Annotated in this window: 21 protein-coding genes and 1 tRNA gene; 9 read left to right on the top strand and 13 right to left on the bottom strand. The window is 66.8% G+C overall.

The window, feature by feature from the left end:
* Positions 1 to 18: 18 nt before the first annotated feature.
* Positions 19 to 1,350 carry a M20/M25/M40 family metallo-hydrolase gene (locus NQ038_RS09425; protein WP_257062477.1) on the bottom strand — a complete coding sequence of 444 codons (1,332 nt, stop codon included), beginning with the start codon at positions 1,348 to 1,350 and terminating at the stop codon, positions 19 to 21.
* A gap of 93 nt (positions 1,351 to 1,443) precedes the next feature.
* Positions 1,444 to 2,118 carry a hypothetical protein gene (locus NQ038_RS09430; protein WP_257062479.1) on the bottom strand — a complete coding sequence of 225 codons (675 nt, stop codon included), beginning with the start codon at positions 2,116 to 2,118 and terminating at the stop codon, positions 1,444 to 1,446.
* Positions 2,119 to 2,157: 39 nt separating this feature from the next.
* Here NQ038_RS09430 and NQ038_RS09435 point away from each other — a divergent pair, with 39 nt between their 5' ends.
* The 3 genes from NQ038_RS09435 to NQ038_RS09445 all read left to right on the top strand — a co-directional run bounded on the left by NQ038_RS09435 (position 2,158) and on the right by NQ038_RS09445 (position 4,834).
* Complete coding sequence (locus NQ038_RS09435) at positions 2,158 to 3,354, top strand: MFS transporter (protein WP_257062480.1); 1,197 nt, start codon at positions 2,158 to 2,160, stop codon at positions 3,352 to 3,354.
* Between the two features lie 93 nt (positions 3,355 to 3,447).
* A complete protein-coding gene (locus NQ038_RS09440) occupies positions 3,448 to 4,164 on the top strand; it encodes an ASCH domain-containing protein (protein ID WP_257062481.1) in 717 nt (238 codons plus the stop codon).
* A gap of 97 nt (positions 4,165 to 4,261) precedes the next feature.
* Positions 4,262 to 4,834, top strand: coding sequence for a GNAT family N-acetyltransferase (locus NQ038_RS09445; RefSeq protein WP_257062483.1), 573 nt, complete (start codon positions 4,262 to 4,264; stop codon positions 4,832 to 4,834).
* 61 nt (positions 4,835 to 4,895) lie between these two features.
* On the opposite strand, the gene NQ038_RS09450 is transcribed toward NQ038_RS09445, so the two are convergent.
* From NQ038_RS09450 to NQ038_RS09470, 5 genes are all read right to left on the bottom strand, one after another.
* A complete protein-coding gene (locus NQ038_RS09450; RefSeq protein WP_257062484.1) occupies positions 4,896 to 5,468 on the bottom strand; it encodes a hypothetical protein in 573 nt (190 codons plus the stop codon).
* A gap of 284 nt (positions 5,469 to 5,752) precedes the next feature.
* Positions 5,753 to 5,840 (bottom strand) — tRNA-Leu (locus NQ038_RS09455).
* 76 nt (positions 5,841 to 5,916) lie between these two features.
* Positions 5,917 to 6,858 carry a MaoC/PaaZ C-terminal domain-containing protein gene (locus NQ038_RS09460; RefSeq protein ID WP_257062485.1) on the bottom strand — a complete coding sequence of 314 codons (942 nt, stop codon included), beginning with the start codon at positions 6,856 to 6,858 and terminating at the stop codon, positions 5,917 to 5,919.
* A 10-nt stretch (positions 6,859 to 6,868) separates the two neighbouring features.
* Complete coding sequence (locus NQ038_RS09465) at positions 6,869 to 8,245, bottom strand: 3-oxoacyl-ACP reductase (RefSeq protein ID WP_257062487.1); 1,377 nt, start codon at positions 8,243 to 8,245, stop codon at positions 6,869 to 6,871.
* Between the two features lie 17 nt (positions 8,246 to 8,262).
* Positions 8,263 to 9,555, bottom strand: a complete 1,293-nt coding sequence (locus NQ038_RS09470) for an acetyl-CoA C-acetyltransferase (protein WP_257062490.1) — start codon at positions 9,553 to 9,555, stop codon at positions 8,263 to 8,265.
* Between the two features lie 67 nt (positions 9,556 to 9,622).
* Between NQ038_RS09470 and NQ038_RS09475 the strand changes: the two genes are divergently transcribed.
* From NQ038_RS09475 to NQ038_RS09500, 6 genes are all read left to right on the top strand, one after another.
* Positions 9,623 to 10,261: a TetR/AcrR family transcriptional regulator gene (locus NQ038_RS09475; protein WP_257062492.1), complete on the top strand. Its 639-nt coding sequence runs from the start codon at positions 9,623 to 9,625 to the stop codon at positions 10,259 to 10,261.
* Entirely contained in the window at positions 10,251 to 12,332 is a 2,082-nt protein-coding gene (locus NQ038_RS09480; RefSeq protein ID WP_257062493.1) for an acyl-CoA dehydrogenase family protein, read from the top strand. The genes NQ038_RS09475 and NQ038_RS09480 overlap by 11 nt, the downstream gene beginning before the upstream one ends.
* 123 nt (positions 12,333 to 12,455) lie before the next feature.
* A complete protein-coding gene (locus tag NQ038_RS09485; protein WP_257062494.1) occupies positions 12,456 to 13,103 on the top strand; it encodes a PepSY domain-containing protein in 648 nt (215 codons plus the stop codon).
* 183 nt (positions 13,104 to 13,286) lie between these two features.
* A complete protein-coding gene (locus tag NQ038_RS09490; RefSeq protein ID WP_257062495.1) occupies positions 13,287 to 14,705 on the top strand; it encodes an amino acid permease in 1,419 nt (472 codons plus the stop codon).
* Positions 14,706 to 14,786: 81 nt separating this feature from the next.
* Positions 14,787 to 15,560 (top strand): dimethylargininase, encoded by a 774-nt coding sequence (ddaH, locus tag NQ038_RS09495; protein ID WP_257062497.1) that lies wholly within the window; start codon positions 14,787 to 14,789, stop codon positions 15,558 to 15,560.
* A gap of 110 nt (positions 15,561 to 15,670) precedes the next feature.
* The gene (locus NQ038_RS09500; protein ID WP_257062498.1) at positions 15,671 to 16,309 is read left to right on the top strand and encodes a PepSY domain-containing protein; all 639 of its coding nucleotides are present in this window, start codon (positions 15,671 to 15,673) and stop codon (positions 16,307 to 16,309) included.
* Positions 16,310 to 16,350: 41 nt separating this feature from the next.
* On the opposite strand, the gene NQ038_RS09505 is transcribed toward NQ038_RS09500, so the two are convergent.
* The 6 genes from NQ038_RS09505 to NQ038_RS09530 all read right to left on the bottom strand — a co-directional run bounded on the left by NQ038_RS09505 (position 16,351) and on the right by NQ038_RS09530 (position 23,734).
* The gene (locus NQ038_RS09505; protein ID WP_257046672.1) at positions 16,351 to 17,244 is read right to left on the bottom strand and encodes a glutamate ABC transporter substrate-binding protein; all 894 of its coding nucleotides are present in this window, start codon (positions 17,242 to 17,244) and stop codon (positions 16,351 to 16,353) included.
* 118 nt (positions 17,245 to 17,362) lie between these two features.
* Entirely contained in the window at positions 17,363 to 18,481 is a 1,119-nt protein-coding gene (locus NQ038_RS09510; protein WP_257056846.1) for a homoserine O-acetyltransferase, read from the bottom strand.
* A 136-nt stretch (positions 18,482 to 18,617) separates the two neighbouring features.
* Positions 18,618 to 19,970 carry a bifunctional o-acetylhomoserine/o-acetylserine sulfhydrylase gene (locus NQ038_RS09515; protein ID WP_257046674.1) on the bottom strand — a complete coding sequence of 451 codons (1,353 nt, stop codon included), beginning with the start codon at positions 19,968 to 19,970 and terminating at the stop codon, positions 18,618 to 18,620.
* A gap of 47 nt (positions 19,971 to 20,017) precedes the next feature.
* The gene (locus NQ038_RS09520) at positions 20,018 to 20,635 is read right to left on the bottom strand and encodes a methylated-DNA--[protein]-cysteine S-methyltransferase (protein ID WP_257046675.1); all 618 of its coding nucleotides are present in this window, start codon (positions 20,633 to 20,635) and stop codon (positions 20,018 to 20,020) included.
* Positions 20,632 to 22,188, bottom strand: coding sequence for an AlkA N-terminal domain-containing protein (locus NQ038_RS09525; RefSeq protein WP_257046676.1), 1,557 nt, complete (start codon positions 22,186 to 22,188; stop codon positions 20,632 to 20,634). Before NQ038_RS09525 ends, NQ038_RS09520 begins: the two co-directional genes overlap by 4 nt.
* Before the next feature lie 85 nt (positions 22,189 to 22,273).
* A complete protein-coding gene (locus NQ038_RS09530) occupies positions 22,274 to 23,734 on the bottom strand; it encodes an oligopeptide:H+ symporter (protein WP_257046677.1) in 1,461 nt (486 codons plus the stop codon).
* Positions 23,735 to 23,755: the final 21 nt, after the last annotated feature.

Here is a 23,755-nt window from a genome sequence, read left to right on the forward strand (position 1 = left end):
CGTCCGCCCGCGACGAGTTCAGGAGTCGAGCATGAAACGCCCGAGCACCTTGGTGCCGAATTCGAGCGCTGCGACCGGGACCCGCTCGTCGACTCCGTGGAACATGGCGGGGAAGTCCAGATCGGGCGTCAGCTGCAGTGGCGCGAAGCCGTAGCCGGTGATGCCCAGACGGCTGAGCTGCTTGTTGTCCGTTCCCCCGGAGAGCGCATAGGGCAGCACAGTGGCACCGGGGTCCTCGGCCTGCAGGGAGGAGACCATCGCGTCGACAGTGCGGCCGGTGAACGGCGTCTCCAGCGCCACGCCCTCGATCAGGGTGTCGACCTCGACATCGGGGCCGGCCAGTTCCTTGATGGTGAGCATCATGTCCTCGGTGCGCCCGGGCAGCGGCCGGCAGTCGATCAGGGCGCTCGCCTCACCCGGGATGACATTGTGCTTGTAGCCACCGCTGAGCAGGGTCGGGTTGGAGATGTTGTTGAAGGTCGCCCCGACGAACTTCTGCACACTGCCCAGCTCATCGAGCAGGGCCCCATAGTTCTCCGCCGCGAACTCGATGCCGGTCATATCGGACACCCCGCGCAGCAGCTGCTGGGTGGCGATCGGGATTTCCTGCGGCCATTCGTGTTCGCCGATCCGGGCGACCGCCTGGGCCAGTTTGGTGATCGGGTTGTCGCGATTGACCTGGGAGCCGTGCCCGGCCGAACCGCGGGCCGTGAGTTTGAGCCACAGCAGGCCCTTCTCCGCCGTCTGCACGAGGTAGGCCCGCTGCCCGCGGATGTCCACGGAGTAGCCGCCCACCTCCGAGACCGCATCGGTGGCGCCGGTGAACAGGTCGGCGTGGTTGTCGACCATGAACTTCGCACCGAAGGCGGACCCGGCCTCCTCATCGGCGAAGAACGCGATGACGAGGTCGCGGTCGGGCTGGATGCCCTGGCGCACCAGGTGGCGGACGGATGCGATGATCATCGCGTCCATGTCCTTCATATCGACCGCACCGCGGCCCCACAGTAGACCGTCCTTGATGATCCCGCCGAAGGGGTCGACACTCCATTCCGAGGCGTCTGCTGGAACGACGTCGGTGTGGCCGTGGACGACGAGGGCGCCGCGTTCGGGGTTGCGTCCGGGGATCCGGGCCAGTAGGTTCGCGCGGCCCTCACCTGAGGTGTAGATGGTCGATTCGAGGCCCACTTCGTCGAACTTGCCCTTGATGTACTCGGCTGCGGGGAGGTCCGGGTTCGCCTTCCCATCGCCCCAGTTCTGGGTATCGAAGCGGATGAGGTCCTGCGCGATCGCTGTGACCTCGGCGGCGGCCTGGGTGAAGTCGGTCTGCGCGGCGTCCGCGGATCCTGTCATGGATGGTCCTTTCATCGGGTGCAGGCGGAAGCTCCTCCCTGCGTGTCGGTCCTCACATCCTATCCATCGTTCCTCGTCAGAGCGCCTGTGGTGTCAGCGCTCGGACGCAGGGGCGCCGCCCCCGGCGGCCCTGGCGGCCGACCATGAACCATAATGGCGGCGCACCGCCGCCGGCGACGGCAAATTCCCACCGCCGCTGCGCAGGGCCGACAGCCAGGTACTGAAGGCGGTGAAGGAACCGGTGGGGTCCTCTTGTGCGTACCGGACCATCAGCCCGTCGTAGTCGGCAGCGGAGAAGCGGGTGGCGCCGGCGGGCCGGCCGGTGCTGGCCGTGGGCAATCCGGCCGCCGCCAGTGCCGGATTCCAGCGCCCGGCGCCCAGGTGCTTCATCACCGTCTGCGAGGTGGGCGGCCAGGCCCGCTCCCCCGGCGCCGCCTGTGCGCCGACCTCCCCCAGCCAGTGCGTCCTGGCCCGGTCGTAGGCCTGCACGCTCATCACAGCGGCTCCGGGTACCGCGGCAGCGGCTCGGCCCGCTGCGGCACGGGCGAGGATTCCGGCAGGATCGACGGTGATCCCCTGTGCGCTCAACCTTGCGGCCAGTTCCTCTGTGGGGTCCGTGTTGGCCTGGGGCCGCTGAACATGGTCCACGGCGGCCGTCCCGCTGGGCACGGCGTCCGCGCGGATCCGGTCATAGAGGAAGTGGAGCGCGATTTCGGTGAGAGGATGACCGATGTGCGGCGCAGGGGCTGAGGCGGACGTCGTTTCCATGTGCTCGAGCCTATCTCGGAGGGCGCTTAGACTGGGTGGATGTCACTCGGTCGGCCGTTCTCCGTGCTCTGGAGCGCGAATGCCGCGTCGAATCTGGCAGACGGATTGGCGTTCGTCTCGATTCCGTTGCTGGCGGCTTCGCTCACCGATGATCCACGCTGGGTCGCCGGCCTCTCGACGTTGTACGCGCTCGTCCGCCTACTCGTCGCACTCCCGATCGGCGTGTGGGTCGATCGCCTGGACCGCCGCACGATCCTGATCACGGCCAACCTGCTCCGCGGATTCGCCGTGCTCGCTCTGGCGGTCTGTGTGCAGCTGGGCGCCGGTGGGCTGGTCCTCCTCTACGCGGCCTACGCTGTTGTCGGCACGTTTGAGAGCGCCGCCGACAATACGGCCACGGCCCTTGTCCCGAGCGTGGTGCGCAAGGACGAGCTGGACCGCGCGAACGGCCGGATTTCAGCGGCGCAGCTCATCGCCGACGAGTTCGTGGGTCCCCCGGTTGGCGGGTTCCTCTTCACGATAGCCGCGGCGGTGCCGGTCTTCGCCATGGGCGGGCTCTGGGCGGTTGCCGGCCTGGTCGCTTTGGCCCTTCCATTGCGTCGCTCGGATACGGCCACTGTGGCAGCGACAGCGCGCACCTCGCTCTGGAGAGAAGCCATAACCGGCGCAGTCTGGCTCGCACACCAGCGAGTCGTCGGAGGCTTGGCCGTGATCGGAGCCATCGCCAGCATCGGCTATATGCTCCCGTTTTCGATCCTCGTCGTTTTCACCCAGCGGCAACTTGGTGTGGACGAGGCGGGATACGGCTTGATCCTCGCGGCGTCGGCGCTCGGCGGGCTCGCCGGCTCGTTTTCAACAGCGCGGATTCGCTCATCGATCGGGTACCGGTGGACGATCGTGGCAAGCCTGTTCACGGGAGCCGTGTCACTGCTGGCCCTGGCGGCAACGGACAGTGCACCGCTGGCCTCGATTCTCCTGGCCATCTACATTCTCCATGCCGTGGTCTGGGGAATCTGCTCGACTTCACTGCGCCAACGCCTTGTCCCGGGCGAACTCCGCGGCCGCGTGAATGCTGCGGCTCGTGTCCTCGGTCTGCTCGGGCTGGCCCTCGGCTCATTTCTCGGAGGATTACTCGCTTCCGTTCACATCGCACTGCCCGTAGCCGTCGGCGGAGCCGTCTTCGTCCTCTGCGCGGGTATCGCTCTGATCCTCGTGCGGACCGTCGACGTCGACTGACCAGCCGGACTGCTCAACCGGGTACTACACAGGTACCGATCAAGACTTCTGCCGGATCCCTGAGAGAAAAGCCCGTGCCGTAAAGTGAATCGAATGATCAGTGATGAACTGCGGCACTTGGTCCGACTCACCGGCGAACATGCCGCGCGCTGGAACGACGACTACGATCATACAGTTGCGGCCGGTCTGCTCACCGCTTCCGGCCAGGTCGTTCTCGGGCTCAACACCTATCACTTCCTGGGCGGGCCATGCGGGGAAATCGCCGCGCTGTCCAATCACGCTTCGTCTGCGCCCACGGACCCGATCGTCGCGGTCACAGCAGTCTACGGCTCCACAGGTGACGTCATATCCCCGTGCGGAAAGTGCCGCCAGGTCATCTTCGACATGGATCCGAGAATACGTTTCGTCGTACGTGATGCGAACGGGCTCACCACGCGCACCGCCGCAGAGCTGCTGCCCCTGGCCTACGATTGGCGTGCCGTCGACCAGCCGCAGAAGCTCTATATGTGGGAAGGGTACGAGGGTCCCATCAGATCGGGCTCCAAAACGCAGACCATCCGAATCGACGACCCATTCAGACCGGGTTCCGCAGAGCTCGTCTTCGAGAAAGAAGACGGTGAGGTCGTCGTCATCCCCGCTACCATCACCGATGTCCGCACGATCGCCCGCGACGAGGCGACCGAGGACATCGCGATAAAAGATGGTTTCACCTGCCTCGAAGACCTTCATACGGCCCTGGAGAGTCACTATCCGGGCCTCGGAACGACCGATCCGGTAGATATCGTGACGTTCGCACTCGACGGCGACTAGCGCTTAAAACCGGCCAGGCCCTCACATGCTTCCCTGTTTGTCGGGCAGCAGCCCGTGTCACGAAGTCCTGTTCACGAATTGGGTATGCTGGGCCGGGATGAAACCGAGCTTCCTCCCACTGCACACCGAGCGCCTCATACTCCGTGTCCACCGCACCGACGACGCCGACGCGCTCCGGATTGTCTATTGTCGTCCCGAGGTCGCGCGGTTCCTCTTGGACGAACCGTGGACACCTCAGGACGCCATCGTCAAGACCGCGGAGCGTGTACCGAAAACCGACCTGGACGGTGAGACCGGGGCGCTCGCCCTTGTCATCGAGCACGCCGGCCGGCTGGTCGGCGATGTCCAGCTGTGGTTCACCGACCGAGAACACCGGGTCTGTGAAATCGGCTGGGTGCTCGATCCGGATTTCGGCGGTCAGGGACTTGCGACCGAGGCCGTAGCGGCCGTGCTCGATCTCGCATTCGAACACTTTCGGGTGCATCGCGTCACCGCGCAGATGGACGGGCGCAACACCGCCTCGGCCAAGCTCGCCCGCAACCTCGGCATGGAACACGAAGCCCATCTGCGACAGGACTGGTGGAGCAAGGGCGAATGGACCGACACTCTTATCTACGGAATCCTCGCGGGCGACCGCCGGCACCGCACGACGGGACTCCCCCAGGATTGATCACTCACGTGAGGCAGGGCCGCGCTGCGTGTATGAGTGGTCAACGCGGGATACGTCGGTGTCAGCGTCCGGGCGAGTGCCCCCAGGCGATGTCCTCGGGTTTCAAACCGGCCGGTTCAATGATCGTGATGTTCGTGATCCCATTGCCGTTATCGGCGAACGACGCCCGAAACTGCACTTCCATGTAATCAAATGCATCGGAATAATCGCCGGGATTCGCCTGGCCGGTGTCATCGCCTCTCACTCCCAGTTTTCCGATGAATTCGGGCGAATCGTCCGTCGGTTCATCACCGATCGCAGCCTCGGGGTCGAAGTCGTTGTTCACGAGCCTGACGTCGTAGATGCCAAACTTCTTCACAAGCTTGGCCTCCGCGGCTTCTTCGTCGATTACGGGCAGCGGCCTTCCGGAAATGCATACGAGTCCGATGAAGACCGCCCCCACTGTCAACCAGCTGAGCCCTGTCACCAGTGATTTGCGCCGGGTGTCGGGAGAACGGCGGTAGGCCATCAGGAATATGGCGTTGAAGACGACCAGCACAATGGTCACCACGACCGAGGCGAGAACCCGAGATGTGCTGGTTTCGTAGGTGAGGATGTCTCCACCGCGCGCTACCAACAAAATGCTCTCCTCCACGTTTCTGCGAGGCCATCGTCGACACCCCGGCAGAGAATCCAGTCAGCGTACTAAGCCGATTCTCCTTGTCCATAGTAGTAGCCGATCACGCCGCCAGACGAGGGCCTCTCACTCTCACGCGCCGGCCGCCGCGTGATCACGGTGGTAGCGTCGAAGGCGAAGATTGACCCCATCCCGCTGAAAGTCAACTGCCCACTTCACGGTATGGGTTCGGACAGCAGGAAGGCCCCGGAGTTTTCACTCCGGGGCCTTCCTGCTGTCCTTGTTGCGACTCAGGACAACTGTGCGCGGAGGGGGACTTGAACCCCCACGCCCGATATATTGGGCACTAGCACCTCAAGCTAGCGCGTCTACCTATTCCGCCACCCGCGCCGGGCAACAAGGAATACATTACACGGACTGTGGGGGTTTGCAAAATCGCGCGGCCATCCTGCGCAGAGCCGTCGAATCAGTCCCGCGGGAACGTTACGGAGCCCAACACATGGGGCTTGCCCCGCTTGGCGTCGAACACCTGGAAAACCGTCTTCTGCCGCGAAATCCCGCGGAATTCGGCATCTTCATCGACAGGTCCGTCCTCTCTCAATGCCCCGACCGGAGCCTCGGCATTCGAGTACGCCAGCGCCACCGTGGCCGGCAGGACGATGGGCCCGGCGAAGGAAACCTTCCATATGAAGTACGACACATGCGGGTCGATTACTGCGAGGGCACGGCTGGCCGAGTACATGCCATGGGCGATCCGCGCGGGGAATCCGAAGGCCTTCGCCGCCGGGGTGCTCAGATGGATCGGATTGATGTCATCGGAGACACGCGCATAGTCCCGGGTGACCGACGTGTCGAGGCGCCACAGGGCCTGCGGCGTGGCCGATGGATCGAAGGGCACGGCGCGGCGCGCGGGCTCCCCCACGGCAGTGTCCTCCGGGTCCAGTCCGCCCGACAGGAAGCGGCCGCGGGCCAGATAGGTCGAGGTGTCTCGAAACGCAGGCTCGGCCCGGCCGCGATGGCAGGCGGTGACGGTGATGTCCACGGTTGTGCCCCTCTTATGGGGCTCCACCGCGGTGACCTCCACACGCAGGTCGAGCTCATCGCCGACGACCACCGGCCGGTATTGGACGAAGCTGTTGTGCACATGCACCATGCCCATCACCGGCAGGCCGAATCCCGGGCTCGTCATCAGCTCCATCCCGGGCAGGAAGCCCAGGGTGTGCAGGTAACCGGCCGAGGCCTCGGTCCGCAGAGTGCCATGCACCGCGTGGACGAAGGCCGCCAGCCGGTCACGGTCGACTCCGACCCTCGCCTCGACGGCCGGCACGGCCAACAGCGCCTGCGCATCCGGCCGTGCCCGGCCGGACTTGGGCAGGGCCGAGGCCGCCGCCTTCGCATAGGTGCTCATCCGTCCCATCTCAGGCCCCCACGATGTTCTGTCCGCAGACCCGCAGGGTCTGCCCGTTGATTCCGCCTGCGTGCTCGGAGGCGAGGAAGGCGACGGCCTCGGCCACGTCCAGCGGTAGCCCGCCCTGCTGCAGGCTGGACACGCGCCGGGCCACCTGGCGGCGCAGCGGCGGCATCTTCGCCGTCATCTCCGTTTCGATGAAGCCAGGGGCCACGGCGTTGATGGTCCCGCCCCTGGCAGCGAATTCGGCCGCCGCGGCACGGGTCAGGCCGATCACCCCGGCCTTGGCCGCGGCATAGTTCGTCTGCCCCTTATTGCCCGCGATTCCCGAGGTCGAGGCCAGTGCGACAACATGCGGATGCTCGCCCCAGGCCTCCAACTCGTTCAGGGATCGATCCAGGGCCAGTTCCGCCTTGAGGTTGACCGCCAGAACGGATTCCCAACCCGCCGGCTCCATATTCGCCAGCATCCGATCGCGGGTGATTCCCGCATTGTTGATGAGGACGTCGATGGGCGCTCCGACGGCCTCCACGATGCGCGCGCCGGCGTCCGGTGCCGTGATATCGAGTTGAATCGCGACTCCCGACACCTCGTTCATGGTCGCGGCAAGGGCCTGGCCCGCGGCCGGGATGTCCACCCCGTAGACCGTGGCACCGTCGCGTGAGAGCACCCGTGCGATGGCGGCGCCGATCCCGCGAGCGGCACCCGTGACCACTGCGGTCCGGCCGGCCAGCGGCCCCGCCGCACCGAGCCCTGCCATCTCCACGGTCCCGGCTGCCCGACCGGACGTGGAGTCGACGGTGAGGAACTGCCCGTCGATGTAGGCGGACTTGGCAGACAACAGGAAGGCCAGGGTCGAGGCGACGGAGGGCGCGGTGATGGGCGCCCCGTTCAGCAGGATGCCGTTGGCCGTGGTCCCGGCCCGCATCTCCTGGCCCAAGGACCGGGTCAGTCCGAGCACCGCCTGCGCGGTCGCGGCCCTGGCAGGATCGTGCAGGACCGAATCCGTTGCATCGGAGATCGTGATGATGCGCGAGCAGGGCCGCAAAGATCGCAGCGCGGCGCCGATCGTCAGAGCGGGTTCGGCCAGCTCATCGACGTCCTCGGCCCCGGCGAAGACCGCGATGACGCCCTGGTAGCGGGCGGCGGGGTCCCGGTGCCGGTGGACTGCGAATCCGGCGTCGAGCACGAGGCCCGCAACCGCATCCGCCGGTTCCGCGCGCCCGAGGATCAACACGGGTCCGTCCTGGAAAGCCGGTTCCGAGCCCGATTCGCCGAAGCGGCGCAGCGGGACCGGCCGGGGTAGGCCCAACTGTTTGGCCAGCAGCTTCAACGGTCCGTTGACCAGGTCCAGGTACGCATCGCCCGTCGTATTCCGTTTTCCCATCGTCTTCCCCTGCCCTCTCATGCCGCTTCCACGATCGCCGCGAGGCCCTGACCGCCCGCCGCGCAGATCGATACCAGTGCGCGCCGCTTGCCCGTGCTGTGCAGGTACTTCGCCGTGGTCGCGATGATCCGCCCGCCCGTCGCCGCGAAGGGATGGCCTGCGGCCAAAGAGGAGCCCAGCGGGTTGAGCCAGTCCCGGTCGATCGGTCCCAGGGCGCCGGGCAGGCCCAGCCGCTCGCGGCAGAACTCCTCGGATTCCCAGGCGGCCAGGTGGCACAGCACGGTGGAGGCGAAGGCCTCGTGGATCTCGAAGACGTCGATATCCTCGAAGCTCAGACCGTTGCGCTCCAGCAGCCGGGGGACGGCGTAGGCCGGGGCCATCAGCAGGCCCTCGTCTCCGGAGACGAAGTCCACGGCGGCCGCCTGCGCATCGACCAGATAGGCCAGAGGTGAAAGCCCCTGGGACTGGGCCCATTCCTCACTGCCCAACAGCACGGCCGAGGCGCCGTCGGTCAGGGGTGTCGAATTCCCCGCCGTCATCGTCGCGGCCGTATCCAGCGAGGTGCCGAAGACCGGACGCAGGCCGGCCAGCGATTCCGGGGTGGAATCAGGGCGCAGATTGGTGTCGCGGACCACCCCCAGATACGGGGTGACCAGGTCGTCGAAGAAGCCTGCATCCCAGGCCGCGGCCAGGTTCCGGTGCGAGGCCAGGGCCAGATCGTCCTGTGCCTGCCGGGAGATCGCCCAGTCGGCGGTGGTGCGCGCCTGGTGTTCGCCCATGGACAGTCCGGTGCGCGGCTCCCCCGTACTCGGAGCAGCCGGCGCCAGATCGCTGGGCCGCAGACGGCTCAGTGCCTTGACGCGTCCGGCCAGGGTCTTCGACCGCATCGCCTCCAGCAGGATTCCCCTGGCGTGTTCACCCACGGCCAGGGGCGCATCCGAGGCGGAGTCGACTCCCCCTGCGATACCGGAGTCGATCTGTCCGAGGCGGATCTTCTGGGAGATGGTCACCACTGCCTCGAGCCCGGTAGCGCAGGCCTGGCCCAGATCGAAGGCCGGAGTGGTGGACGCCAGGGCCGAGCCCAGAACGGTTTCGCGGGTCAGGTTGAAGTCGCGGGAGTGTTTGAGCACGGCACCGCCTGCCACTTCCCCCAGTTCCCGCCCGGCCAAGCCGTACCGAGCCACCAGCCCGTCGATGGCCGAGGTGAACATGTCCTGATTCGAGGCGTGGGAGTATTCCCGGTTCGACCGGGCAAATGGGATGCGATTGCCGCCGAGGATGGCGGCGCGGCGTGGTGACTGGGATGTCATCCGGGGCTCCTTGTCGGTGGGCAGGAGAATTTACCTGTTACCAAGAGTACCTGCTACTGTGTTTGACATGAAGTCTGTCACATCACCAGATGGACGGTCCACCCGCTGGGATACACACAGAGCCACCCGCCGCATCGAACTGCTCCGAGCAGTGCGCGCCGCCGTCACCGAATACGGCTCCGAACTGTCCATGGATCAGATCTCGACGCGCACCCGGACGTCCAAGACAGTCCTCTACCGTTACTTCGGCGATCGCGCGGGGCTGCAGCGGGCCTGCGGCACCTGGGCGATGGACGTGATCGAACGCCATCTGACCCAGGCCGCACAGGCGGATACCGCACACCCGGCCGATCCCCTCACCCTGATGGTCCACTCCTTCGTCGAACTGGCCGCCGGCTCCCCTGGCCTCTACCGCTTCTGTGCGGCCGCCGTAGACGACGGCACCAATCAAGGCTTCTTCACCCGCGTGACCCAATCCCTGATCCACGGGCTGGGGCTGTCGACCCCGGACGACCACATCTGGGCCCGTGGCGCAGTGGGATTCGTCAGAATGTCAACCGAGCACTGGTTGGCGACCCACACGGGGACGCCGATCACCGATGCCCAGATCGCCGCGGTCTCCACACAGATCGCGGGCTGGCTGCGCGCCTCTCTGCAGCCTGCGACCGTTCCACCCACACCGGAGGAGACCACCGATGAACGCTGACACCTCGAAGACCCCAGCAGGATCCGAGCGACTGCCCGTGGACCACGATGTCCTGGCCGGTCTGGCCGATGGCCCGCGCCGGGACTTCCGCCTGCGCGGTCGCGCCTTCGCCGGCGACCCGGCCCTGCGACAGCCCGCCGATGATCCCAGCCTCGAGGCGCAGCGATCGGCTACCACCCGCGCCGCATTGGAATTGGGCAAACAGGGCTTTCCAGCTCAGAGTCTGCCTCGAGCACTGGGCGGGCAGGAGGCCTTCGCCGCCTATGTCGCAGGCTTCGAGGAGACTCTGCTGGCCAGCCCCTCGGCGCAGATCAAGGCCGGCGTCCAATACGGACTCTTCGGCGGAGCGATCCAGCACCTGGGCAATGCCGCCCAGCACGAACGCTGGCTGCGCGCCGTTATGGCCGGCGAGCTAATGGGCAGCTTCGCGATGACCGAGATCGGCCACGGTTCCGACGTGGCGGCGCTGGGCACCACCGCCACCTACGATCCCGCCACACAGGAATTCGAGGTCCACACCCCGTTCAGAGCCGCGACCAAGGACTACATCGGCAACGCCGCCAGGGATGCACGGGCCGCGGTCGTCTTCGCCCGTCTCATCACCCGGGGCGTGGACCACGGCATCCACGCGCTGTTCGTCCCGCTGCGCACGGAGGAGGGCCAGCCCCTGCCCGGCATCACGATCGAGGACGACGGGTACAAGGGCGGCCTGCCGGGCGTGGACAACGGCCGCATCGCCTTCGACCGGATCCGGGTGCCGCGGGCCAACCTGCTGGACCGCTATGGCCAGGTGGCCGCGGACGGAACGTACACCTCGGACATCGAATCGCCCGGGCGCCGCTTCTTCACGATGCTCGGCACCCTGGTCCAGGGGCGGGTGTCCCTGGACGGGGCGGCCACGGTCGGCGCGAAGCTCGCACTCGACATCGCAGTGCGCTATGCGCTGGCCCGCAGGCAGTTCGCCGGCGCGGACGCCGACGAGGAGACGACCCTGCTGGACTATGCCCAGCACCAGCGCAGGCTCATGCCGGCGCTGGCCCGGACCTGGGCGAACGCCGCAGCCCACGAGTCTTTACTGGGAGACTTCGAGCGGGTTTTCTCCGGCGCAGACGACACCGACGAGGCCAGGCAGACCCTGGAGACACGGGCGGCAGGCTTCAAGGCCCTGAGCACCTGGGACGCCCTGGACATCGTCCAGGAATGCCGGGAGGCCTGTGGCGGCCAGGGATTCCTGGCCGAGAACCGCTTGGTGGGGCTGCACCAGGATCTGGACGTCTATGCGACCTTTGAGGGCGATAACACCGTCCTGCTGCAGTTGGTGGGCAAACGCCTGCTGGGAGACTACGCGGCCGAGCTGAAGGACGTGGACTTCGGCGGGGTGGCCCGGTACATCGGCACTCAGGCGGCCGAACACTCGCTCTACCGCACAGGCCTGGCCAGCGCGGGGCGCACGATCGGTGACATCTTCACCCCTGCACTCAACGCCAGGCGGATCCGTTCGGGCAAACTGATCGGGGCTCTGCTGGCCGAACGCGTGCGGGTCATGGTGGCGCAGCTGGCCGGCGACCTGCGACCTGCGGCCAAGGCCTCGCCGGAGGCCGCCGCCGAACTGTTCAACCGGCATCAGCACGAGCTCATCGAGGCCGCCCGCGCCTATGTCGAGATGCTCAAATGGGAGGCCATCGACGCGCAGTACAAGCAGATCGACAGGGCGGCACACCCGGCCGAGGCGAAGTTGGTCAAACGGCTGCGCGATCTATTCGGGCTGAGCCTGATCGAACAGCACATCGGTTGGCACCTGATGTACGGTCGACTGCCCATGGCCAGGGCCAGGCAGGTCGGTCCTGCGATCGACCGACTGTGCGGCCTGCTGGCCGACAATGCACTGGACATCGTGGAGGCCTTCGGATTCGGTCCCGAACATCGCCGGGCCCCGATCGCCGACGGCGCCGAGGCCGCCCGCCAGGACGAGGCCCGCGCCCACTACCGCGCGGGCCGGGCAGCATCGACCTGGCCGGCCGATGAGAAGGCGATCTACAAGTCGAAGATGGCCGCGCGCCGGAGGCGCTGAGGTCGCCCGCCGGGGCGGCCGCCCACCACGGCGGTTTCCGCCCCGGCAGCCGCGGGAAACCGCGCAGCCGGAGCCTGCGGGACAGATGAAAGGCGTCTTACCTTCGCTTGCTAATCTCATGACATGACGACCAAGCGCACCAGCCGCACTCTGCTCGCACTGTCCTCCCCCATCCTCGCGGTCGGACTGCTGGCCGGTTGCGGCTCCGGCACCCCGACCGACTCACCGAGTTCCGACGCCCCGGCTCCCAGTACCTCACCCACATCCGTTGATGCCCCGGCGGCCACGGACTCCACGGGTCCCGCCACGATTCCCACCGCCTCGGCCTTCGGAGAGAACATCGATCTGGCCACACAGAACGTGCCGATCACACCGGCGGCCGCACTCGAGGCCGCGCAGCAGAAAGCGCAGGGCACCTTCTACACGATCGAGTTGGACTTCGAGCAGCGGAATTCCGCCTGGGAGTACGAACTCGGCTTCCAGCACGACCGGACGGAGTACGAGGTCTCCGTCGATGCGGTTACGGGCAAGGTCGTCGATGTTCACAAGGAGGCCACAGACGATCGGGAGACGCCCATCGAGGTCGACAAGCCCCTGCCGTATTCCGAGGCGCTTTCCCTGGCCCAGGAGAAGTCCTCCGGCAGGCTGACCGGCTGGTCGTTGGAGGCCGATGACGGCCACATCGACTACTCCTTCGACTTCGACGAGGACGGCAAGGACGTCGATGTCACGGTGGACACCGCGACGAAACGGGCCTTCATCGACGATTGATCCGCACGGTCCCGGCCACCTGCCACCCGGTCGGAACCTCCTTGGGGTGAGGATCACACCGATCCGTTCCGGCGTCCACTTCCAGCAGGGTGCATAATTATTAGGTTCCGTGCATGGATTGGGGTGAACATCCCACACCCGCATGTGAGCGTTCACCCATCAGCCCAGCGGCAAAGGACCATCGTGGCAGAATCGTTCGCCCGCCAGCTCTTCCGGCGTCGCCTCCCGGCCGATCCCCAGGCTCAGGGCTCCGGCCTGCGCCGGTCCATGTCGACCTTCCACCTCATGATGATCGGGGTGGGCGGGACAGTGGGAACCGGGATCTTCTTCATCATGTCGGAGGCCGTTCCAGAAGCCGGTCCCGCCGTCATCGTGTCATTCGTCCTGGCCGCCGTAGTCGCCGGACTCACCGTCCTGTGCTATGCCGAACTGGCCTCGACGATTCCGGCCTCGGGATCCTCGTACTCCTTCACCTACGCCACCATGGGCGAACTCATCGCCTTCGTCGTGGGAGCCTGCCTGATCTTGGAATACGGCGTGTCCGCGGCAGCTGTGGCGGTGGGTTGGTCCGAATACCTCAACCTGTTCCTGGAGAACCTGTTCGGCATCAGCTTCCCACCGGCGCTGTCGGCCGCGCCCGATGCAGGAGGGATCGTCAACGTCCCCGCCATCATCCTGGTCGCCCTGTGCCTGGTGCTGTTATTGCGCGGGGCCAGCGAATCGGCCCGCGCCAACAGTGTCATGGTGCTCATCAAGCTGGCCGTGCTCATCGTCTTCGTGGGCATCGCGTTCACCGGCTTCACCGCCGACCACTTCGCGAACTTCGCCCCCGAGGGCATCCGGGGCATCTCGATGGCGACCGGTTCACTGTTCTTCAGCTACATCGGTCTGGACGCTGTCGCCACCGCCGGCGGCGAGGTCAAGAATCCCCGCAAGGCGATGCCCCGCGCGCTCATCGGGGCCCTGGCCATCGTCACGCTCATCTACCTGCTCGTCGCAGTGGCGGCCCTGGGCGCGCAGGCCCCTGCACAGTTCGGCGCACAGCAGGCCAGCCTGGCCACCATCGTGCAGAACCTGATCGGGCAGACCTGGCCGGGCACGGTGCTGGCGATCGGCGCGGTCATCTCGATCTTCTCCGTCACCCTTATCTGCCTGTACGGCCAGACGCGCATCCTGTACTCGATGAGCCGCGACGGGCTGGCGCCGCGGGTCTTCGCCCGGATCAGCCCGCGGACCCACGTCCCCGCGGCGGGCGCCTGGATCGTCTGCGCCGTCGTCGCCGTCCTGGCCGGCCTCCTCCCTCTGGGGATCCTGGCCGACCTGACCTCGATCGGAACCCTGACTGCCTTCCTCCTGGTCAGCCTGGGCGTGATCATCCTGCGCCGGACCAGGCCGGACCTGCCCCGCGGCTTCAAGGTCCCCGGATACCCCGTCACCCCGGTCCTGTCGATCCTGGCCTGCCTCTACGTGATCAGCGGCCTGCAACCGATCACCCTCATCGCCTTCGTCATCTGGATAGCCGTGGCCCTGATCTTCTACTTCACCTGGAGCCGCCGGCATTCGACCCTGGCGATGGCGGCGGACCCAGGCCGAATCGAATAGCCGGACCACACTATCCTGGAGACGGCGCGCCCCAACCGCCCTCTGATTTTTCGCAGTACACCACCATATGAAAGGCAGACGATGTCGAAGATCGCCCTGGTCCGCAAACCCAGCCCCAATCTGAATGAGGGACTGGTCGACAACATCGAGCGCGTCCCGGTCGACGTCCCTCTGGCCATGCAGCAGTGGGAGGGCTATGTCCACACTTTGCAGGAAGCCGGCTGGGATACCCGCGAAGTCGAACCCGCCCCGGACTGCGCTGACGCGGTTTTCGTCGAGGACTCCGTGCTGATGTACAAGAATGTCGCCGTGTCCATGCACTCCGGCGCTCCCAGCCGCCAGGCCGAACCCGCCGGCACGCGCAGTGTCGTCGCAGGGCTGGGCTGCTCACTCAACCAGATCACAGAGCCCGGCACCATGGATGGCGGTGACATCCTCAAGATCGGCGACACGGTCTATGTGGGCCAGGGCGGCCGGACCAATTCCGAGGGCATCCGCCAGCTGCGCGCCATCCTCACGCCCCTGGGCGCCACAGTCGTGGCCGTGCCGGTGACCAAGGTCCTGCACCTGAAGACCGCAGTCACCGCGCTGCCCGACGGCACGGTGATCGGCTACCCCGACTTCGTCGACAACCCCTCGATCTTCGAGCGCTTCATCCCGGTCCCCGAGGAACACGGAACAGCCGTCGTCTGCCTGTCCGATTCGCATGTCGTCATGTCCGCTTCCGCACCCCGGACCGCTGAGCTGATCCGCGGCCTGGGATACCGGGTGACGACGGTTGAGATCACCGAGTTCGAGAAGCTCGAGGGCTGTGTGACCTGCCTGTCGGTGCGCGTGCGCGGTCTGGCCGACTGAATCGGCCTGCCGGATCACCCGGTCCCAACCGGGCGGTCCGGCCGCCGGTTCGACACGCCCTGGCCGGTCCTCGGTTGCATTGGCGCATCCGGGGTCGTTAGCGTGGCCGCATGTTATCCAAGACAACTCGACTTGCTGCTATAGCCGTTCTTTCCGCAGGTTCCCTGGGCGCTCTGGCCGCCTGCTCCCCTGCCGGCGACCACGACGGCCCCGGGCAGGAAGCCGGGGCCTCCGACCAAGCCGCGCAGGCCTCGGCACCGGCGGAGAAGCCGAAGGCGGCCGCACCGAAGGCCCAACACAAGGATTTCGGGAAATCCACGAACATCGCCGATAAGCCCGTCCCCGTCGACCCCGAGCAGGCCGTTGCCGCCGCTAGGGAATACTCCGGCGGCGGCGAGCTGCAGGAGATGAAACTGTCCTATGACCGCTTGTACCGCACCTGGGCCTACCAGGTGCGCACCGTCAATGGCCGTCTGCAATCACAAGCGGTGATCGACGCGATCTCCGCGAAGGCGCTCGATCACGGCTCCCAGCAGCTGGGTAAGAAGGAGAAGGTGGGCACGGTCGACGACTCCAAGACCGTGTCCTACGATAAGGCCCTGCACGCTGCCACCTCGCAGACCGACGGCAGCCTGATCCGCTGGGATCTCAGCACCGAGGATTCCCCCACCTATACTTTCGAACTCGACCAGGACGGCGCCGTGCACAGTGTGGCGGTCGACGCGCACTCCGGCAAGGTCAGGGACTGACCCGTCCCAGCCGGATCGCGCGATGCCGGATACCCCGCGATTCAGTATTCCTCGATGGAGGGAATCTGGACCTGGGAGGAATCGCCCAGCGTGTGCTCGAAGCCCTTCTTCCAGTCGCCCTTGTCCTCGGATTCCTGCAGCGCCTTGTTCACGGCCTTGCGCATGGTCGTGTCACCGTGTTTCATCGCGATGCCATAGGGCTCCTCGGTGAACAGATCTGAGGTCGTCTTGAACTTCCCGTCGTACTGGGCCGCATAGCCGCGCAGAATCGCGTCATCGGTCGTCACGGCCTCCACCGAACCGCTCTCCAGGTCGGTCACGCACTTCGAATAGGTGTCGTAGGTGACCAGGTTGACCTTCGGGTTCTTCTCCTTGATCTGCTGTGCGGAGTTCGAACCGTCGACCGAACAGATCTTCTTGCCAGTCACATCGTCGGGTCCCTTGATGTCCTCATTGTCTGCGGGCACCAGGAAGCCCTGGCCGGTGACATAGTAGGGGCCGGCGAAGTCGACGACCTTCTTGCGCTCGGGATTGATCGTATAGGTTGCCACCAGCATGTCGATCTTGCCGTTCTGGATGAAGGGCTCCCGATTGGCCGAGACCGTCTCCGTCCAGTTGATCTGATCGGTGGAGAATCCCAGCTTCGCGGCGATCATCTTGGCGATTTCGACGTCGAAGCCCTCCGGCTTGTCTTTGCCCACGGGCATATTGCCCAGGCCGGGCTGGTCGAACTTCACGCCGATGTTGATCTTGCCGGCCTTCTTGGCCTTCTCCAGGACCGGAGAGCCGGAAACGTCGACGTCCTGGGCCACCTCGTATTCCGGCGCGGCTGCTGAGTCACCGCCGGCCTCCGGCGTGCCCGACTGGCCACAGGCCGAGAGTCCGAGCAGTGCGGCGGCACTCAATGCGAGGACGGGGAGGAAATGGCGTTTCATCAGTGCTCCTTGGCGTGGGGAACGTGGGAGTTACCTGAATCACACTACTATGGTCGGAGTCACAGCGCCACTGGAGGCGGCCCAGCGGAGTCGACCCGCAGGGCCGGGGCGACGGATCCTATCGGCCCAAGAAGTCCCGCAACCGCTCCCCGACCTGCTTGGCCTCGGTCAGGAATCCGTCGTGGCCGGCCCGGGTGGGGATAGTCGCATAGTCAACCCGACCGGGCAGGGCCTGCGCCAGTTCGAGCACCTGCTGAGGCGGGTAAAGGCGATCCGTCGACATCGACAGGACGAGGAAGTCCTGCGTGGCGCCGGCCAGTGCCGAACGCAGGCTGCCGTCACCTCGACCCCGACGGATGTCATGATCGCGCAGAGCGTTCGTGAGCACGATATACGCCTGCGCATCGAAGCGGCCCACCAGTTTGCGGGCCTGGTGATCCAGATAGGACTGGATCGAATAGTAGGCGTCCTTACCGTAGACCGGGACGTCCGTGGTCTCCTGCAGGTTGCGTTCGAAGCGCTCGTTGAGCTCGGCATCCGCCCGGTACGTCAGATGCGCTATCTGTCTGGCCAATCCCAGCCCCGCCTTGGGGAACCGCCCCAACGCCAGATAGTCGCCACCGCAGTAATCGGGATCCAGCTGGATCGCCTGCACCTGGGCGTGGGCCCAGGCGATCTGGTCGGCCAAGGAGTACGCGGGTGCGGCCAGGATAGCGGCCCGGCGCACCCGCTGCGGTGCCAGGAGAATGAACTCGAGTGCCCTCGCCCCTCCCATGGAGCCGCCGATGACGGTGTCCCAGACACCGATGCCGAGGTGATCGGACAGAGCCAGTTCGACCCTGGCCTGATCGCGCACGCTGACCGAGGGGAAGCGCCCTCCGTAGGGCAGCCCGTCAGGGGCGAAGGACGTGGGTCCGGTGCTCCCGGTACAACCGCCGAGCGCATTCGAACACACCACGAAATACCGATTCGTGTCGATTGCCCTGCCGGGACCCACCAGCGCCTCCCACCACCCAGGGGCGAAGGACGTGGAGTTCTCATTGGCGTTCGCGTCGCTGACCCCGGAGGTGACATGGGAGTCCCCCGTCAGGGCGTGTTCGATCAGAATCGCGTTCGAGGCATCGGCGTTGAGAGTGCCGAAGGTCTCATAGGCGATGCGAACCTCCGGCAGCATCGCACCGCAGTCCAACCCGACATCCTCCAGGTCCAGAACGGCTCTCTGCGCTGCGACTACCATGATTCCTCCGGTCGAAATGGACGGTTCCCGAACACTGTCGCACAGGGAACCGCGGTAGACCCCGCCGAAGTACTTAATTCGACTTATTGCCCCGCCGGAGTATGGAATCCATCACTTCGCTGCCGCCCTGGGTTCATCACTTCGCTGCCGCGAAGCCCACCTCCAGGTCGGCCAGGATGTCCTCGATTCCCTCGATGCCCACCGACAGGCGTACCAGCGCCGGATTCACCGCCGACTGTGCCTGTTCCTCGGGGCTCAGCTGCGAGTGCGTCGTGGACGCCGGGTGGATGACGAGCGACTTGGCATCGCCGATGTTGGCGACGTTGGAGTGCAGTTGCAGCGCATCGACGAATGCGACGGCCGCGTCATAGCCGCCTGCGATGTCGAAGCTGAGCACGGAGCCCACCCCGCGGCCTTCCGAAAGTTCCCGCCCGCGTTCGTACCAGGGGCTGGACTGCAGGCCCGCGTAGTTGACCTTCTGCACCTGTGGGTGGTTTTCGAGGAATTCGGCGACGCGCTGCGCGTTGGACACGTGGCGCTCCACGCGCAGGCTCAGCGTCTCCAGGCCCTGGCTGATGAGGAAGGCGTTGAACGGCGAGGCCGCGGCGCCCAGATCGCGCAGCAGCTGGACACGGATCTTGAGGAAGTACGACACATTCGCGCCGAAGTCGGAATCCGGCCCCAGATCGCGACCGAACACCAGACCATTGTAGCTGGGATCGGGCTCGTTGAAGCCGGGGAACTTCTCCGGCTCGCGCGTGTAGTCGAACGTACCACCGTCCACGATCACCCCGCCGATCGCGGTGCCGTGGCCACCCAGGTACTTCGTGGCCGAATGGACCACGACGTCGGCGCCGTGCTCCAGGGGGCGGATGAGATACGGAGTGGCCAGCGTGTTGTCCACGATGAGCGGGACGCCCGCCTCGTGTGCGACGGAGGAGACGCCGGCGAGGTCGAGCACATCGGAGCGCGGGTTGGACACGACCTCGCCGAAGAACGCGCGGGTGTTGGGTTTGACGGCCGCCCGCCATTCGTCCAGGTCATCTGGATTCTGTACGAAGGTGACGTCGATGCCGAACTTCTTCAACGTAACGCCCAGCATGTTGTAGGTGCCGCCGTACAGGCTCGGGCTGGAGACGACGTGGCCGCCGGCCTCGACGATGTTGATGATGGAGTAGAACTCGGCTGCCTGGCCCGAGGCCACGAAGACCGCTCCCACGCCACCCTCGAGGCTGGCGATCCGGTCCTCCACGGCTTCGATCGTCGGGTTGCCCAGGCGGGTGTAGATCGGGCCGAGCTCCGCCAGGGCGAAACGGTCCGCCGCCGCCTTGGCGTCGGGGAAGACGAAAGAGGTGGTCTGGTAGATCGGCAGCGCGCGGGCGCCGGTCTGGCTGTCGACGATCTGTCCGGCGTGGACCTGGCGGGTTTCGAAGGACTGTTCGGCCATGGCGTGTGCTCCTCGGGTGGACTGCTGACTGCTGCGGACCAATCTAGGGGCACACCGCCTCCGACCCGGTGTACGGCGTCATCTGAAGGTCACACTGCGTCATCTTTCGTCATCGGGGTGTCGGCCTCCCTGGTCAGCAGCGAGCGTTTGAGCTCGGGACCCCAGCGGAACTGGCCCACCTGGCCGCCGGTGCGCAGCACGCGATGGCATGGCACGAACAACGCTGCCGCGTTCTTCGCACACGCCGAGGCGGCCGCCCGGATCGCGGTGGGCCGCCCGGCGGCCGCGGCGAACTCCGCATAGCTCAGCGGATGCCCCGGCGCGATCAGGCGCAGGGCCTGCCAGGCCGCCTCGCGGAAGGGACCCGATGCCTGCTCGACGGGGATGCGCGCGGGGGCGGCCAGATCACCGGCATAGTAGGCCGCAACGGCCCGTACCGCGTGGTCGAGCACCTCGGTCTGGCCCAGGTCCGGGCTCGGGTCGGTTGCTCCGGTGCCCGGCGCTTCTCCGGCCTTCGTTGTCTCCACCACGGTCTGCGGTCGCAGGCTGGGGTGGATGAGTTCCACCAGCTGCCCGGGGTTTGTGGTCCAGCCCGAGGCCAGGACCGCATGGGGCCCGGCCACGATCGTGAACGGCCCGTCGGGGGTGGGAACGGTACGGCTGCGGACGTTGTCCGCCTGGTGGTGCTGTGGTGTCCTCATGCTCATTCGTCCTTCTTCGATGGTGCTGATCGCCGGGGGCTCCTCCCCGGTCCGGCTGCTGCCCGCTGCCAGATGTGCAGCGCCGCGTAGGACCGCCAGGGGGCGAATCCCCTCGGGTCGATCCCGCGCAGGTGCAGGTCGCCGACCGGCCAGGCGTCGGGATCTCCCGTGAGCCGCATGACGATGTACTCCGTGGTCCATTCCCCGATTCCGGAATGGGCCAGTAGCTCGTCCCGCAGCTGGTCCGGGGCCCGGCCCTCCGTGGGCAGTGCCCCGGTGGACAGTGCGCAGGCCAGCCGGCGCAGGGTGTTAATCGGGCGGGCGGGCAGCCGCAGGGGCCGGTCGGGGTCCGGGTGTCCCGGCACGGCTTCCGGCAGCCCGCTGGCCAGGGCCGCGGCACTCGGGAAGTAGGCGCTCAGTTCCGGAAACCCACCGGTATACGGCTCGCCCAGTACGGTGGTCAGCCTGCTCAGATGGCCGGCCGCCGCTGCCACGGAGATCTGCTGGCCCACAATGGCCCTGGCCGTGATCTCCATGGGATCGACGGCCCCGGGGATGCGGATGCCGGGCCGCGCCACCACCTGTGCAGCCAGCGGCCCCCGTCCTAGGGCGGCGTCGATCGCGGGAGCGTCCGCGTCGAGGTCGAACAGCCGGCGGATGCGCGCTGTGGCCGGTCCCAGGTCAGCCAGGCGCGGGAGCTCGAGCTCGGCCGCCGCCCGCCAATGGCCGGGGGTGGCCGAGGCCCGGGCGAATTCGACGCGGATCGCCCCGGGGCCGCCGGGTAACAGCAGAGTCCTGCTGTAGCGCAGTCGGTCCGCTGACCGGTCGATGGCCTCCACCCCGGCAATCGTCCGGTGTTCGAGGAAGTCCATGATGCCGGGGGCGTCATAGGGCGGGCGCAGGGGCAGGTCCACCTGTAATCGCAGTCCCGCCGGCCCGCCACCGTTCGGGTCCACCAGTGGATCCGGATTCTCACCGCGGGTACGGGTGGCTGACCGGTGAGCGCGCTCGCGCAGCTGGGTGGGGGTCAGGTCGAAGACGGCGCGGATCGTGTCGTTGAACTGCCGGATGGAGCCGAACCCGGCCGCATATGCGATATCGGCGCTGCGCAGCCGTGTGCCGAGGAGCAGTTCGCGGGCCAGCTGGGCGCGCCGGACACGGGCCAGGTCCAGAGCCGAGGCCCCGTATGCGGTTTCGAGGATCCGGCCCAGGTGGCGGGGAGTGTAGCCGAGTTCCGCCGCCAGCCGGGGCACGGAGTGGCGGTCGACGTAGCCGTCGTCGATCAGCCGCAGGGCCCGGCCCGCCACCTGTGCGGGGTCCGTGGGCGGGCCGGGGACGGTCTCGGGCAGGCAGCGGCGGCAGGCCCGGAACCCCGCCCTGCTCGCAGCCGCCGCGCTGGCGAAGTAGCGGATGTTCTGCCGGGCCGGGGTCCGGGCGGGGCAGGAGGGACGGCAGAAGATCCCCGTGCTCGTCACGGCGAAGAAGAACTGCCCGTCGAACCGGGCATCGCGGCTGGACACGGCTCGGTAGCGCCTGTCCGCGTCCTGCTCCCCTGTCATGTCCATGCCCTTATCCAAACGCGTCGGACGGGTCCTGTCTAGCGGGAATCGGACATGGCAGCGGGACTTCGGTGAGAATCCGGGCTCAGAGTCGGGCCCGCAGCCCCGCGTAGAGCCGACGGCGCAACGGCCTGTCCCCGGTGAGCAGCAGGGCGCAGGCCGCTGCTGCGACGGCGCCGATGATGGGGAAGAACACGGTGGCGGGCACGGCCGTGTAGAGCAGCGCGAACAGGGCGGAGAGGGTGGAGCCCGCGCCCAGGCACAGGATCTTCAGGGCGACCAGCTGGGTGGCGAACCTGGCCGGGGCGACCTCGGCGACGACGGAGAAGCCGATCGGGCCGACGAAGGCCTCGGAGACGCCCGCGACGATCAGGCACAGCAGGATCCACCACACGGACACCGCGTGGTCGCCGGCCCCGGCGGCCGGCCACATCATGAGGTAGGCGACGCCGATGAGCGCGAAGCCGATCGTGAACTTGTGCGCCGGCCCCAGTGCTCCCAACCGGCCGGAGCGCCAGCGGGCGCCGGCCAGCAGAGGGATGACCAGGACGAGTGCGACCTCGCCGACCACGGAGAACCAGGCCACGGGGAAGTCCCAGCCGCCCACGGACAGGTCGACGTGTTCGCTGACGATCAGCGGGACGGTGGTGAACAGCTGCAGCCACAGGCCGTAATACAGTGTCTCCCCCAGCCACAGTGGCAGGTAGCCGGCCACCCGGGTGCGTTCGGCCCCGTCGATGTCCGGCGAGCGCAGCATCAGGGTGAAGTAGCCGGTGACGCACAGGGCGATGACGGCGCCGACTGCCCAGTTGAGGTTGTTGGCGTCGATGATGCCGGAGGCGATGGCGGCGATGATGAGGCAGACGGCAATGGCGGTGATGCCGGCGCGGCGCAGGAGGGCGTGGGCGTCGATGGGGTTGGGGATGGTGTCGGCTGTGGCTGGGAGGGTGTGCATGCGGATGCAGTATTGGGTCAGGGCGATGGTCATGCCGATGGCGGCGAGTCCGAAGGCGTAGTGGAAGCCGAGGCTGCTTTGGAGCCAGCCGGTGAGGAGGGGGCCTGCGATGGCTCCGATGTTCATGGCGAGGTAGTAGTAGGAGAATCCTGCGTCGCGGTGGGTGCGGTTCCAGCCGGTGAAGAGGACGCCGATGAGGGATGTGATGTTGGTTTTGAGGAGTCCGGTGCCGATGGCGATGCAGGTCAGGCCGGTGATGAGGCCGGTGATGCCGGGGATGAGGGCCAGGCAGAGGTGTCCGCTGGTGATGATGATGGCGCCGGTTAGGACGAGGTGGCGGGCGGTGATGAGGCGGTCGGCGAGCCAGGCGCCGAGGAGCTGGGCGAGGTAGAGGCTGCCGCCGTAGGCGCCGACGATGCTGACGGCGGTGGTGTTGGTCAGGCCGAGTCCGCCGTCGGTGGTGTTGTAGAGGAGGTAGTAGGTGAGGACACCTTGGAGGCCGTAGTAGCTGAAGCGTTCCCAGGCTTCTGTGAAGGAGAGGTTCCAGAAGTTGCGGGGTTGGGATTGCCGGTTTCGGTTCGGGGTGTCCACCGGGTCCATTTTAGTGGATGC

Source organism: Brevibacterium sp. 50QC2O2, assembly GCF_024580675.1.
GTDB classification, from domain to species: Bacteria; Actinomycetota; Actinomycetes; order Actinomycetales; family Brevibacteriaceae; genus Brevibacterium; species Brevibacterium moorei.